General features: G+C 61.2%; 12 protein-coding genes, 2 tRNA genes and 1 pseudogene. 10 read left to right on the top strand and 5 right to left on the bottom strand.

From position 1 onward, the window contains the following. Positions 1-226: 226 nt before the first annotated feature. On the bottom strand, positions 227-1372 hold the full coding sequence (locus tag FA743_RS19280) for a YihY/virulence factor BrkB family protein (protein ID WP_246055064.1): 1146 nt from the start codon (positions 1370-1372) through the stop codon (positions 227-229). Positions 1373-2054: 682 nt separating this feature from the next. On the opposite strand from FA743_RS19280, the gene FA743_RS19275 reads away from it, so the two are divergent. The 3 genes from FA743_RS19275 (at position 2055) to FA743_RS19265 (ending at position 4111) form a co-directional block, all read left to right on the top strand. Further along, positions 2055-3326 (top strand): IS256 family transposase, encoded by a 1272-nt coding sequence (locus FA743_RS19275; protein WP_135312179.1) that lies wholly within the window; start codon positions 2055-2057, stop codon positions 3324-3326. Between the two features lie 156 nt (positions 3327-3482). Continuing rightward, positions 3483-3767, top strand: a complete 285-nt coding sequence (locus FA743_RS19270) for an HU family DNA-binding protein (RefSeq protein WP_136887693.1) — start codon at positions 3483-3485, stop codon at positions 3765-3767. Positions 3768-3889: 122 nt separating this feature from the next. After that, positions 3890-4111: a hypothetical protein gene (locus FA743_RS19265; protein WP_136887692.1), complete on the top strand. Its 222-nt coding sequence runs from the start codon at positions 3890-3892 to the stop codon at positions 4109-4111. Positions 4112-4494: 383 nt separating this feature from the next. Here FA743_RS19265 and FA743_RS19260 read toward each other — a convergent pair whose 3' ends face one another. After that, entirely contained in the window at positions 4495-5871 is a 1377-nt protein-coding gene (locus tag FA743_RS19260) for an ISNCY family transposase (RefSeq protein WP_136887691.1), read from the bottom strand. A gap of 336 nt (positions 5872-6207) precedes the next feature. Here FA743_RS19260 and FA743_RS19255 point away from each other — a divergent pair, with 336 nt between their 5' ends. The 6 genes from FA743_RS19255 (at position 6208) to FA743_RS19230 (ending at position 8268) form a co-directional block, all read left to right on the top strand. Next, entirely contained in the window at positions 6208-6471 is a 264-nt protein-coding gene (locus FA743_RS19255) for an antitoxin (protein ID WP_136887690.1), read from the top strand. After that, a complete protein-coding gene (locus tag FA743_RS19250; protein WP_211242338.1) occupies positions 6468-6896 on the top strand; it encodes a type II toxin-antitoxin system VapC family toxin in 429 nt (142 codons plus the stop codon). The genes FA743_RS19255 and FA743_RS19250 overlap by 4 nt, the downstream gene beginning before the upstream one ends. Before the next feature lie 196 nt (positions 6897-7092). After that, entirely contained in the window at positions 7093-7353 is a 261-nt protein-coding gene (locus FA743_RS19245; protein WP_136887688.1) for a WGR domain-containing protein, read from the top strand. After that, positions 7350-8057 (top strand): UPF0149 family protein, encoded by a 708-nt coding sequence (locus FA743_RS19240; RefSeq protein WP_136887694.1) that lies wholly within the window; start codon positions 7350-7352, stop codon positions 8055-8057. Before FA743_RS19245 ends, FA743_RS19240 begins: the two co-directional genes overlap by 4 nt. A gap of 46 nt (positions 8058-8103) precedes the next feature. Beyond that, a tRNA-Ile gene (locus tag FA743_RS19235) sits at positions 8104-8179 on the top strand. 5 nt (positions 8180-8184) lie between these two features. Next, positions 8185-8268 (top strand) — tRNA-Leu (locus tag FA743_RS19230). A 135-nt stretch (positions 8269-8403) separates the two neighbouring features. On the opposite strand, the gene FA743_RS19225 is transcribed toward FA743_RS19230, so the two are convergent. Together FA743_RS19225 and FA743_RS19220 are read right to left on the bottom strand one after the other, a co-directional pair. Then, a complete protein-coding gene (locus FA743_RS19225; protein ID WP_211242337.1) occupies positions 8404-8730 on the bottom strand; it encodes a PIN domain-containing protein in 327 nt (108 codons plus the stop codon). Continuing rightward, entirely contained in the window at positions 8730-8975 is a 246-nt protein-coding gene (locus tag FA743_RS19220) for a type II toxin-antitoxin system VapB family antitoxin (RefSeq protein WP_136887687.1), read from the bottom strand. The genes FA743_RS19225 and FA743_RS19220 overlap by 1 nt, the downstream gene beginning before the upstream one ends. 1012 nt (positions 8976-9987) lie before the next feature. Between FA743_RS19220 and FA743_RS19215 the strand changes: the two genes are divergently transcribed. After that, complete coding sequence (locus FA743_RS19215; protein ID WP_136887686.1) at positions 9988-10875, top strand: ArdC family protein; 888 nt, start codon at positions 9988-9990, stop codon at positions 10873-10875. Between the two features lie 734 nt (positions 10876-11609). Here FA743_RS19215 and tnpC read toward each other — a convergent pair. After that, positions 11610-12188 (bottom strand): annotated as a pseudogene (gene tnpC / locus FA743_RS19210) (IS66 family transposase); the annotation flags it as partial. Between the last annotated feature and the right edge of the window lie 119 nt (positions 12189-12307).

Raw genomic sequence — 12307 nt, 5'->3', positions numbered from 1 at the left:
CCCGTCCCGCCGCGGACGTGCACGCGGCGGGACGGGCGTCGGGGCACATGCGTGTCCTGATGACAGGGACAGGAATGACCCCTTCGGTCGTGCATGTGCGGGATACGCTGATGCTGGACGATGGTACCTCGGTCGCATCCATCGCCCGGCCCGCGCATGTGCTGGCACCTACCATGCCACTCTACTAGGCACTCGGCCCCATGCGTACAATCGGTTGTGCACATGGCTACTTACCTGACGCCTTATCGCCTTTCCGTCCCCTCTGCAGAAGTTTCCAAGCACTAGTGCCTGCCAAGATCACAGCCAGAGTAAGGTCGGATCCCGGCGATGTGGATGACGTGCCTCGGGCCGCATCTGCAGTGCCGACGTCCGGGCGTCCCGACGGCTTATCCCCTGACGACTGCCCCGGCATTCCTGGAGGAGGGGTATCTGCCTTGACCGCATCGCGCTCGCCCATAGGCACTGGCGCGCCGGTGGTGGTATCTTCCGAAGTCTGCTGTTCGATCTCCGCATTCAATTCGGCGCCGCTGAGGACGATGAAGGCCGAAAGCCACATCCACGTCAGCAAGATGATAACACCGCCGAGGGCACCGTAGGTTTCCGTATAGTCGTCGAGATTCTGCACGTAGAGTGAGAACGCGCCCGTTCCCAGCACCCACAAAAGTGTCGCGACAACTGCGCCCACACTGACCCACCGCCATTTCGGATCGGCCCGTGAGGGTCCGAACCGATACATCCCTGCCAGGGCCAGCATGGTCAATACGCCCATGAGCGGCCATTTCAGCCAGTTTGCCACAGTTTCGACGACCGGCGGAAACGGCATGAATGCGACGACAGCTGGAAGCACGATCAGGACCGCGATGCCAGCCGCAAGACCAACGATGGCGCAGATGGTGATGAAGAATGCGGTCAAGTATTGCTTGACCAGTCCCCGTGTCTCCTCCTCATCATAGGCAATGTTCAGGCCTTCCATCAGTGTCAGGACACCCTTCATCGCGCCATAGAGGGCAATGACAATGCCGAAGAGGGCGACCACGCCGGTTCCGGTCTCATCACCCCCGGTAACTTTCATGACCTGTTCCTGCAGAACCGCTCCGGCACTCTCCGGCAGCATGGCGACGGCCGTTTCGAGCTGGCTGGCGACGTCGGCCGGATCAAGGACCAGTCCCGCAATCGAGATAAGTGCTGCAATCGCGGGAAATATGGAGAGCAGAGCGTAAAAGGCGATCCCTGCAGAAACGACCGAAATATGATCTGTCGCAATTTCACTTTTGACCCGAAGCAGGATCGCCTTCCATTCCTGAATGGTGAAACGGGTCGGAGCTGCTGTTCCTTGGCTGCTATGAGCACCATCGAGATTGTCTTTTGCCACGCCGGTCTCCAGTGCTGATCTAGCGGAAAATGACCGCTCTCAAGCGGTCACAATTCTGGCACCGCATTGCCATAAACGCCTTCAGCTACATCACAAGTTCCTGCGGCCTTACCTCTATCTGATCGGTGTTTCGCTCCCTGGGGTCGCCTTTTGCGGAACCGCACGTCATCAAGCAGTGCTTGTCCCGCCGCCTTCAAACTGACATCGCCCATATCCTCCGGCTGCAGCGACCCCTCATGATCAAAGCGCTTGCAGTGGTAAAGGCCGCAGAGTTGGATGACAGTGGCGTCACTGACGCGCTAGCCTTTATCGACTGCAGGACTGACGGAAAACGGCCAGGATGCGCCCTGCGGATCATCTGCCCGTGAAGCATTTGGGATTAGACGGTGAGTGCCCGGCTGACATGGCCAAAAACCCCGTCACGGCGCGGCCCTGTCCATCTGGGGGCGCGGCACAGACTGTCACGGCGCGATCCGGGGGCAGTCACAGCACGAGCAAGTGTGCAGCCCGCGTCAGGGTAAAGGGGCCTCGGGATCGCGATGATGCCGGGGCCTTTTCGTGTGTAAAACCTACGCTTCTCGCACAAAGAGCTATGGCCGATTTTGGGTGATGGGGTCTGAGAAGGCGGCGTATCGTGGTGGGTGTCAAAGCCTGCCAGAACCTCCCGAAGGAGCGATACGCCTTGGAAGATGATATCACGATCACCCCGCTTCACCAGCCCGGATCTGTCGTTGATCCACTCACCGAGATTGCACGCGACGGCGCCCGGCAGATGCTGGCAGCGGCACTCAGGGCTGAGGCCGCGAGTTTTGTCGCGCAGTTTGCTGAGGAGCGCCTGCCCGATGGCAGGCAGCGCGTTGTCCACCACGGCACCGGCCCTGAGCGGAACATCCAGACCGGGATCGGCCCTATCCCGGTGCAGAGACAGAAGGTGCGCGACCGGGCAGCTGATGCGCCGCCGGAGGACAAGATCCGGTTCAATTCGCGCATTCTTCCGAAGTGGGCGCGCCGTTCGCCTAGCCTTGATGCTCTGCTTCCGGTCCTCTACTTGCGCGGCGTCTCGACTGGAGACTTCCAGGAGGCTCTGAGCGCGCTGGTCGGTCCGGATGCGCCCAACCTGTCGCCAGGAGCGATCTCGCGGCTCACGGGCGAGTGGCAAGCAGAACATGACCGCTGGCAACGCCGAAACCTCTCGGCCCGGCGCTACGTCTATGTCTGGGCCGACGGCGTGTATCTGCAGGCCCGGATGGAGCCGCAGGCCGAGTGCATGCTGGTGATCATCGGGGCGACGCCGGAAGGGAAGAAGGAGCTGCTGGGGTTCCAGGTTGGGGTCCGCGAGAGCGCGCAGAGCTGGCATGAACTGCTGGTCGACCTCAGGGCCCGCGGCCTCTCGGCGCCACCGGATCTCGCGGTCGGAGATGGTGCCCTTGGCTTCTGGAAGGCGCTGGATGAGATCTTCCCCGACACGCGCCACCAACGCTGTTGGACCCACAAGGTGTCCAACGTCCTGAACAAGCTTCCGAAGTCGATGCACCCGGCGGTGAAGACTGACCTGCGGGAGATCTGGCAAGCCGCGACCCGCGCGGCGGCAGAGACCGCCGTCAATACCTTCGTCGAGAAGTATGGCGTGAAATACGAGAAAGCCGTCGCCTGCCTGACCAAGGATCGAGAGGCACTGCTGGCCTTCTACGACTTCCCGGCCGCTCACTGGGACCACCTGCGCACGTCCAACCCGATCGAGAGCGTCTTCGCGACCGTCCGCCATCGCACCGTCCGAACCAAAGGCGCGTTGTCTCAGAAGACAGCGAAGCTGATGGTGTTCAAGCTGGTTCAGGCCGCAGCGAAGAAATGGCGACGACTGAAGGGCGCAAACCAGTTGCCTCTCGTCGTCGAAGGCGTCAAGTTCACTGACGGTGTCGCCGAGCAGGACGCCAACGAAAGCCGCGCCGCTTGATCAGGCCGCGTCACCCAAAATCCCGCATAGCTCTCGCACAAAGTACCGACCGGCGATCAAGCGAGGGGAACGAGCGAGGATTTTGGTCATCGGCCTGGCATCTGAAATCTGGCGGCAAGCGTTACAGTGGGCTTATTGTCGAAAAGGGAAGGCCCGATGATCCGTTCCGAGCTGGCCCGGAAGCTTGCCAAGACACACCCGCATCTGTCGCCGCTGGTGGTCGAAGCTGCCGTAGAGTCGATCCTGAACCAAATCACCGACAGTCTCGCGCAGGGCAAGAGGGTTGAGTTCCGGGGGTTTGGGAGCTTTGCGAGCAAGGTCCGGAAACACAGGATGAGCCGGGACCCCAGAAATGGCGACCCTGTGAAGGTGGAGGCAAAGCAGGTCCCGACGTTCAGGGCCTCAAAGCTGCTCTTGGCGCGGCTGAATGGGAAAAGCTGAGCGCAGTCAACCGCGCCAAAATTCTGCTATCTTTTTTCCTTAGTTTTTTGGTCAAGTGGTGCTGGATCGTCGACGGGCGCATGTCTGAACAATTGAAACTCCACTCAGGTGCAGTGAACTACATGGACAAGCGCGCGATGCTGATAGCTGAACTGGACAAGGAGAGCCGTGTGGCATGGCTCTGGCGGGCCGATCCGGGAAAGCGGCCCAAGCCTGTCAAGAACGCTGCAGCCTACCTTCAGGAACTCGATAATCTAATGCTCTTCGGGGCGCCGAAGTCCAAGATCGAGGCATGGCTTCTGGAACAAAGCGACCAGCAAGCCAAAATCCCACGGGAACTATAGTTCGGTAAATCGCCTTATAGGTGCGTTCCTAATCAAGAGTTTCTTTTTGTTGACAGCCCCGGAGCGAACCCTTGCTCCGGGGTTGTCAGATACACAGCGCCAGTACGAGCCAGCGCAGTTATCGAGGGTTGAGCAGGGCCGTTTGTCTTGCCAAAATGCTCATCGACCGCGCCGAAGATAGGGGTCCACCCTTTCGTTGTCATGTCATGTTGTCACCAAGTTAAAACGTCGCGTGTTGCGCCATTTAGAAATGTCGCTGCCGGTGCGGATAGGCGCTGAGCCGGCCCCGGCCCGCTCTCTCCATCAAGGGCCGTAGGGACGGGGCCGGCGGTGGCGGCGATTGCAAGTGCCACTACCGATAGTTTATCTCCACACTGACACGGTCATTCTGCTGGCGGTGAGGGCATGACGAGAGCGTCCGCCGCGCGACGCTCGGCGCGCTTTTCGACCCATCCCTTTCTGCCGCGATGCGCGTTCCCCTTCAGCGCGTAGCGGCTGCGCTGTTTGCCAACTGGTCCGACCTTCGGCGGGGCAACTTCCTGCCCGGCCATTACATGGGCCAAAACCTCGCTTAGGCGTTTGTTCTCGGTCACGGCGGCATGGGTAACGCGCTGCTGCACAGGATCGAAGATGCGATAGGGTAGCGCGATACCCTTCCATCGGATCTCGAAAGGCCGGTCTGCATAGGCGTAGGTCTCGACATATCGGCCGATCGCACTGCGCGCATGCTCGCTGTCATCGAGAATGAACTTCCGGCGCTCGTAATGCACCACGAGGCTCGCTCCGACCTGCCGCTGGTCGCGAACGCAGAGGATCTCGGCCAGGCGCGACGCGGGCAGATTGAGGGGCCGATGGAGGTTGTCGGGCCGGGCAGGGGGATGGGCAAAGCGCAGATTGTGCCGCGCGATGAAGCAGGTCAAGAAGGCGTTGCCCGCCTCTATGTCGCTGATCCCGGCCAGCCGCAACTCCTTGATCAGCCGGTCCTGCAGCGTCCGATTGGCGCGCTCTACCCGGCCTTTGGCCTGGCTACTGTTCGCGCAGAGGATCTCGATGTTCAGCTCGCTCAGGGCGCGCCCAAACTGCGTCATGCCGTGCCCGCTGCGGGCCTCGGCCTTGTTCACCCGAAAGACGCTGTGCTTGTCAGAGTAGAAGGCCACGGGCAGGCCGTGCTTGTGCAGGTAATCGGCAAGGGCGGCGAAGTAGCTCTCGGTTGACTCCGAGCGCACGAAGCGCAGATGCATGAGTGCGCCAGTGGCATCGTCGATGAACACCAGCAGTGTGCAGACGGGGCCGCGGTCCTCAAACCAGCGGTGCTCGGAGCCGTCGATCTGGATCAGCTCGCCCAAGGCCTCCCGACGCAAACGGGGCTGATGCACCCGGCGCTGCTGCGCCCGGCTTCGCCAGAGCCCGTCCGCGATCATCCACTTGCGCAGCGTCTCCGGCGAGACCCCGATGCCATGCCGCTCGCCCAGTGTCTCGGCCGCCAGCGTCGGTCCGAAATCGGGGTAGTCGCTTCGGACTAGCGATAGGACATAGTCGCGCTTCAGATCGCTAATGCGGTTGTTGGAGGGACGGCCACGCAGCTTGTGGCGCACGGCCATGGCGCCTTCGTCCCGCACCTTGTTCACCAGTCGCTGCACCTGGCGCTGGCTAAGGTCCAGCACACGGGCCGCACGGGCCGTGCGCAGGCTACCGTCCAAAACCTGCGCCAAAACCTCAATCTGCTGAAGCTCACGCTCACTCATCAGAACAAGTCCCATACCGCTGTCCCTCGTGGCCCGATACCTGATGACACAGAGCGTCATCGGTCAGGGCAGAGGCGACAAATCAACTTTGCCAGTTCGCGACAATTCTACTTCGGTTCTACATGTCAAAATCGCAATAACTGTAGTTATGCAACCTGCGTGCTGGAATTGAGCCAACGACTGGTTCACAGGCTGCTGAATAAACTTCACAGCAAAGGACCTTATGAGGTGGTCTGGCCAGAGCCACCTTGTTTGAAGTGGCGCTGGCGGAAATTTGCCTTGGCGAAAGATTGAAAACGTCCGCCAACTGATGTATATGTTCTCGCATATACACTCATCACGGAGGCAACCATGTCGCAACTGCAGCCACTATCAGAGCCCCGCGAGGTTAAGCTCTTTCGCAACAACAAAAGCCAGGCTGTCCGCATCCCAGCTGACTTCGAAATGCCCGGGGATCGGGTGAATATCTACCGGGACGGTGATCGGCTGATCATCGCCCCGGTTCGCCGGAAAAACATTCTGGAGGTGTTGGCCCGGCTGGACCCGCTCGGGCCAGAGGATCAGTTTCCTGATGTGGACGGAACGCTGCTTCCAGCAAGGAACATTGATCTGTGATCCTCTACATGCTGGACACGAACGTAATCTCTGATCTGCTGCGCAATCCCGGTGGTCCTGCGGCAAAGAGGATCGCCGAGGTCGGCTCTGATGCGATCTGCGTCAGCATCATTACTGCCGCCGAGCTTCGATACGGCTGCGCGAAGAAGGGATCGGCTAAGCTTCTTGGGCATGTCGAGGCGATCCTTGAAAGTGTGCAGATCCTGGCGTTCGATGTTCCTGCCGACACCGAATATGGGAACATTCGCGCCGAGCTTGAGGCTGCGGGCAGGCCCATCGGTCCAAACGATCTGCTGATCGCGGCACATGCCTCTGCGACCGGGGCAATCCTCGTCACGGGCAATACGGGAGAGTTTACGCGCGTGCGCGGCTTGCGGGTTGAAAACTGGAGCGCTGACACCGCACGTCAAGAAACCGATGACTGATGGCTGCCCAGGGGTAGTCACCCAAAATTCAGGCATAGCCCGGGTTGCCCTGGTTCTCAGACGAAGACCGACTTTTGTTCGGGCGGCTACGCTGCGCCTCAGTCGTGACGCCCCGGCAAAAAATCTACACGATGCGCTTCCTGCCTTTTGCTGCTCTTGATATTGTATTTTTAAGATGATCCGGAGGCTGGTGTCGATGTGTGACGAAACGGGCCAACTCGAAGTATTTCCTGATCGCGCTTACCTGCGTCGGAAAGACCCCTCACGCAATATGCATCGTTTTTATCTTATGGCTGTGCAGCGTGATCTTTTTGGGCGCGCCAGCCTCATTCGGGAGTGGGGTCGAATTGGCAGCCCCGGAAAGCTGCGTGTCGAACACCATCCGGACGAAGGGCGCGCAGTGGATGCCCTATCGGCTTTGATGGCCGCGAAACGCAAGCGGGGCTACGCGTCATGAGCGGCTGGCACAAACAGGCGGAGCTCAAGCGCCTTGATGACGCGCTTCTCAAAGCGGCGGAGACCAATGACGACATCATGTTTCTGTCGGAGCTTGATGGCTTTTTCGCGGGTCTCCTGGTCTGCCCGGACATGATCCCGCCAAGCCGCTGGCTCAAGGAAGTCTGGGGCGGGACGGGTGAGCCGACTTTCGACAGCCTGGCAGACATGCAGGCGCTTCTCGACCTCATGATGGGGCACTACAACCGCGTGGCCCGGATGCTGACCGTGCCCGCCTCCTATGGCCCGGTTATGGATGAAGACCGGCACAGCGGTCAGGTCATCGTTGCCGATTGGGTAGAGGGGTTTGTCCGTGCGGTGCGGCTTCAGCCGTCCAGTTGGAGGCGCCTGAGTGAGAGCGACGATCAGGAGGCGATTGCAGCCTTCTCATTCATGCTCGAAATACCCTTGGCGGGGACGGGAAAGGGCGATCTTGACGATGTAATGGCGGCAAAGCTGATCGAGGATGCCTCTGAGATCATCCCGGGCCTTGTGCTCGAGATGAACCGCTTCACCAAATCGCTCCCCTTTGAGGCTCCGGGAGGGGCGCTTCCATTTCCGGCGAATCTTCCCGGAGGGCCTGTCAGAAGCCAGACAGCAGGGCGCAATGACCCTTGTTTCTGCGGATCAGGGCGGAAGTACAAGAAATGCTGCGGAGCAAACTGACCTTTTGCCCTTTTCCGGCGCTCTGCCTTTGCTATGAATGTCACACGCGCCTGTAGCTCAGCGGTTAGAGCAGGCCGCTCATAACGGCTTGGTCGGGGGTTCGAATCCCTCCGGGCGCACCACAGGAGCCTGCGTGGTGGAGCGGTAGACATATCGGACTCAAAATCCGTGGCCTTCGGGCGTCCGGGATCAAGTGCTGGCGCGGGCACCACCTCCCTGACACCTCTTCGCGACAGCTGACTTTCCGTCAAGCCAAGTCCGTCCGCGCAAAGTCATCCCCCATGTAGAGCAGGGGAACATGATGCGACTTCGCGCAGGCATAGGAAAGAGCATCGCCCATATTCAACTACGCTGGATGCCCGACGAGCTTGCCGTAGGTGGCAAGCGCCTCGACTGCGGCGCGGCCCATGCTGGAGGAGATCATCATTTCCTGTGCCTGGATTGCGTCGAGTAGGTCGTCGACCAGATCATTCGCAATCTGAACGTCTTCAGCCGTCGCCGGGCCTGCGCTGCGCAAGTCCCTGCGCGTTCTGGCAATGGCCAGCGTGGCCTCCAGGCGCACGATGGGCGAGACCCGCAGCTTGCCCCGCGCCGCCTCCATCGCCTCCATCAAGGCAGGCGCGTCAGGTTCGTTCTTCAGCACCGCAACCAGCGCGCTTGCGTCGATGAACATCAGTCTTCCCCCCACATGCCGTCCATGAATGCCTTGTCATCACGGCCATCAGCCAAAATGCCAGATGCCGCTGCGCGCCTCTGGATCGCGGCGACGCGGTCAGCAAGGCTCTCCTTTGCAGCGAGGGCGGCAATTTGCGCGGCAAGTGCCTGCCGCACTGCTTCGCTCTTGTTCTTGACCCAAGTCAGCGCGCAATATTTTGCAACGAGTTCATCAATCTCGTCGCCCTTGATAAGCATGGTCATGGGTCTATCCTTTAAGGGTATCTCTATATATACCGCTCAAGGATATACCTAGGCAAGCGTTGGCTTGGCCTGTCATCAGACGCCATTGAACAAAGGTGTTCGATATGAAGATGCAGTGCTCTCGATGCGGTATGGTTGTGCAACGGTCTGCCATGCATGTCTGGGTCCGTGGGAGACCATCCCGGATAGCTCGGACAAGGAGCGAAACACGGGAGGAGGCTTCTGGACAGCTTTTTTCATTCTCGCGGGTCTGGGCCTTCTGATGCAAGTGTCTGCTCTATTTCTGTAGCTTGCCCGGGCGTCCCCTTCGGGCCGCGCCCCCGGTTCCGGCCGGCTGTGCCGGCCTCCGCTCGAGCGGGTCAGGGCGAAGCGCCCGGCTGCGCTGCACGGTTGAATGTCTTGTCCCAAGCCATCCCCCCGCACACCGGTCCTGGGCGCCCTGCCCTGCCCATCTCGTCCCTGACGGGCGGGACCGCTGACGCAAGGCGGGCACCTGGTTGTCCAGTCGCGCGCTGAAACGACCTTGGGAGTGAAGGCGCGGGACCAGAGCAGGCTGTAAGCGAGACCACAGGGATCGAGTGTCAGCCTGTGGGCAACCGGGTGCCATGTGACAGCCGATGTCGCAGAACAACGCCCCTTCTCCTGAAAAATACTGAGATCCCCGCGCGGGCGCGGCGATCGCGATGCAGGGGGGATTTGGACAAGCCAAACGCCCCCTGCCGTTGCCCGGGCCGCGCCGAGGCGCGTCCGTCAGGGGGCCGCAAGCCCCCCACCGCAACAGGAAAACACTGCACATCCTGCGGGGCCGTGTCCTCGCGCTTTGCGCTGCGGTCCGCACCACCCCCTTGTCCGTTTGATTTTCCCATTGCGGCGGTCCCCCCCTGCCCTCGCCGGGAGGCAAGGTTTCAGGAGAGGCGCGCGCTTCGCGCTTCCTCGCCAGAAACCCCGCCCATTTGGGCACCCAAGCACGGCGCAGAGACCGGGCGGGACCGTCGCAAGAGAAGGAAGCCACATGGCCAAAGCGTTCGATCTTTATCAGCACGTCACCGACAGCATCATTGCCAGCATCGAGTCCGGCACCCCGGCATGGCGCAAGCCCTGGACCGGTGACAAGGGCGGCGCACCCTTCCCCCTGCGCAGCAACGGCGAACCCTATTCCGGCATCAATGTCCTGATGTTGTGGCTGGCCGCTGACGCCAGGGGCTATCGTTCCCCGTTCTGGTTCACCTATCGCCAAGCCAAAGAAGCAGGCGGGCAGGTGCGCAAGGGCGACAAATGCGCCACCGTTGTCAAATACGGCAAGTTTGAGCGTGAAGATGAGGCCACCGGCGAGGATCGCCGCATCCCCTATCTCAAATCCTACAGCGTGTTCAACGCCGAGCAGATCGAGGGGCTGGCCCCGGAATATTATGGCACGCCTGCCGAGGCCGCGCGTGACCTTGGGACCGAGGCAGACCCGACGCTAGACGCTTTTTTTGCTTCAACCGGTATAGAGATCCGCACCAGCGACGACCCGCGCGCGTTCTACAATCCGGCAGAGGACTTTGTTCACATGCCGCCCATTGCCACCTTCCACGACGCAGCCGGATTTTACGGGACCCTTGCTCATGAGCAGATTCACGCGACTGGTCATGTCAGCCGCCTAGATCGCTTCTCGCGCTTCACCGACCGCAAGGCGTATGCGTTCGAGGAACTGATTGCGGAAATCGGCAACTGCATGGTCTGCGCCCAGCTTGGCCTGACCCCGGATTTTGAACAATCGGGCGCATACCTGAAAAGCTGGTTGCGGGCGTTGAACGACGACAAGCGGCTGATCTTCAAAGCTGCCAGCGAGGCCCAGAAAGCCGCCGATCTGCTGACCAAGCGGCAGCGCGTTGAAGACGAACGGGCGGCGGCATGAATGCCGCCATCCCCCTGCCGGACCTGTCCTGCCGCACATGCGGCAGGACCAACCTCTGGGTCTACCTCGCGCCTGTCCTCGTCGGGGCAACGGAGACGTGCATCTGCATGGATTGCGCCGAGGCGCGCGGCCGGCTGAACAGCTGCGGGAGCCTCAAACCGGGGATTGCGCTATGAGATTTGAAGTCCGCGAGGTCCCCGACGATCAGTTCATCCCGTGCGTCAGTTTAGCCGAAGCGGAGCAGCGCGGCAGACGTCGCGCCGCCCGGATCGGATCGCCCATGCTGATAGACCAAACACACAGCCGGGGCGGCGAAGGGTTTTTTGGGTCGTTGCTGACCTCCCCCTTTGCCCTGCCCTGCTCTGCCCCTCTACTCTGGCGTGCAGGGAGAATATCCGGCGGGCGGACCTGACAGCTGCGCCGCCAGGTCCGCCCGCCCGAGGCTTCGCCTTACCTTGCAGCGCGGGCAAGCCGCGCCACATGATCCTTGTGCGTTTCGCGCAGACGCCGCCTGGTGGCGGCTGTTGGCGGCGGCTTCGCCGCCACGGAAGCGCGAGGGAAAGGTGCCCCTTTACAGGATGGATTTGACCACCGCTCCCTCACGCCCCTTCGCTCCATGGGGGCCGTTCCGCTCGTGATCTGCAAGCCCCTGGCCGAAAGATCGGCCGCGGGTGGACAAATCCAACTTGGGCAAGACGGTCATACGTAAGCGGTCGCTGGCCCCCACTGTCGACTTAGCTTGACGGCTTGAAGTTCCACGGTAGCAGGTCATCGAGGCGGCTTTGTGGATGGCCGGTGGCGATCGCCGTGAGGGTGGCCTTCAGATAGGCAAAGGGCTCAATGCCGTTGATCTTGCAGGTCTCGATCAACGAGGCGATGCGGCCCCAGGCAACGCCGCCTTCGTCGTGACCTGCGAAGAGCGCATTCTTGCGATTGAGGGTGATGGGGCGGATCAGATTTTCGACCCTGTTGGAGTCGATCTCGATGCGCCCGTCGGTCAGGAAGGCTTGCAGCCCTTCCCAGTGGTTATGGATATAGGTGAGTTTTTCGCCCAACCGGGATTTGGTGGAGATCTTTCGACGTTGCGCCTGCAGCCAGCCGCCGAAGGCGGCCACCAGCGGTGCGGTGCGGGCTTGGCGGGCCGAGAGGCGCTGGCCGGGCGAGACACCGCGGATGTCGGCCTCGACGGCGTAGAACTCGGCGATGCGGCGCAGCCCCTCAGCAGCGATCTCGGAGTCATCGCGGTCGAAGACTTCCTTCAGTTTGCGCCTTGCATGCGCCCAGCAATGCGCGACCCGAATGGGGGCACCGCCTGTTCAGCGACAACCATCTTGGCCGGTGCCGACAACCACCTTGGCCGGTTGGGCTGAACGGAAGACGGGCATGCCCGTCTGGAGGGCAGTCCCACCGGCCTGAATGATTTCAAGGTTAG

It is taken from the genome of Paracoccus gahaiensis, assembly GCF_005048225.1.
Lineage (GTDB): Bacteria > Pseudomonadota > Alphaproteobacteria > Rhodobacterales > Rhodobacteraceae > Paracoccus > Paracoccus gahaiensis.
Note: the sequence above shows the minus strand (reverse complement) of the source record. Positions and strands in the feature narration are given on the sequence as shown.

Coding starts and splice junctions, on each gene's coding strand:
- FA743_RS19270 (WP_136887693.1), top strand. CDS start 3,483: ATGATCCGTTCCGAGCTGGCCCGGAAGCTTGCCAAGACACACCCGCAT.
- FA743_RS19265 (WP_136887692.1), top strand. CDS start 3,890: ATGGACAAGCGCGCGATGCTGATAGCTGAACTGGACAAGGAGAGCCGT.
- FA743_RS19260 (WP_136887691.1), bottom strand. CDS start 5,871: ATGGGACTTGTTCTGATGAGTGAGCGTGAGCTTCAGCAGATTGAGGTT.
- FA743_RS19255 (WP_136887690.1), top strand. CDS start 6,208: ATGTCGCAACTGCAGCCACTATCAGAGCCCCGCGAGGTTAAGCTCTTT.
- FA743_RS19245 (WP_136887688.1), top strand. CDS start 7,093: ATGTGTGACGAAACGGGCCAACTCGAAGTATTTCCTGATCGCGCTTAC.
- FA743_RS19240 (WP_136887694.1), top strand. CDS start 7,350: ATGAGCGGCTGGCACAAACAGGCGGAGCTCAAGCGCCTTGATGACGCG.
- FA743_RS19225 (WP_211242337.1), bottom strand. CDS start 8,730: ATGTTCATCGACGCAAGCGCGCTGGTTGCGGTGCTGAAGAACGAACCT.
- FA743_RS19220 (WP_136887687.1), bottom strand. CDS start 8,975: ATGACCATGCTTATCAAGGGCGACGAGATTGATGAACTCGTTGCAAAA.
- FA743_RS19215 (WP_136887686.1), top strand. CDS start 9,988: ATGGCCAAAGCGTTCGATCTTTATCAGCACGTCACCGACAGCATCATT.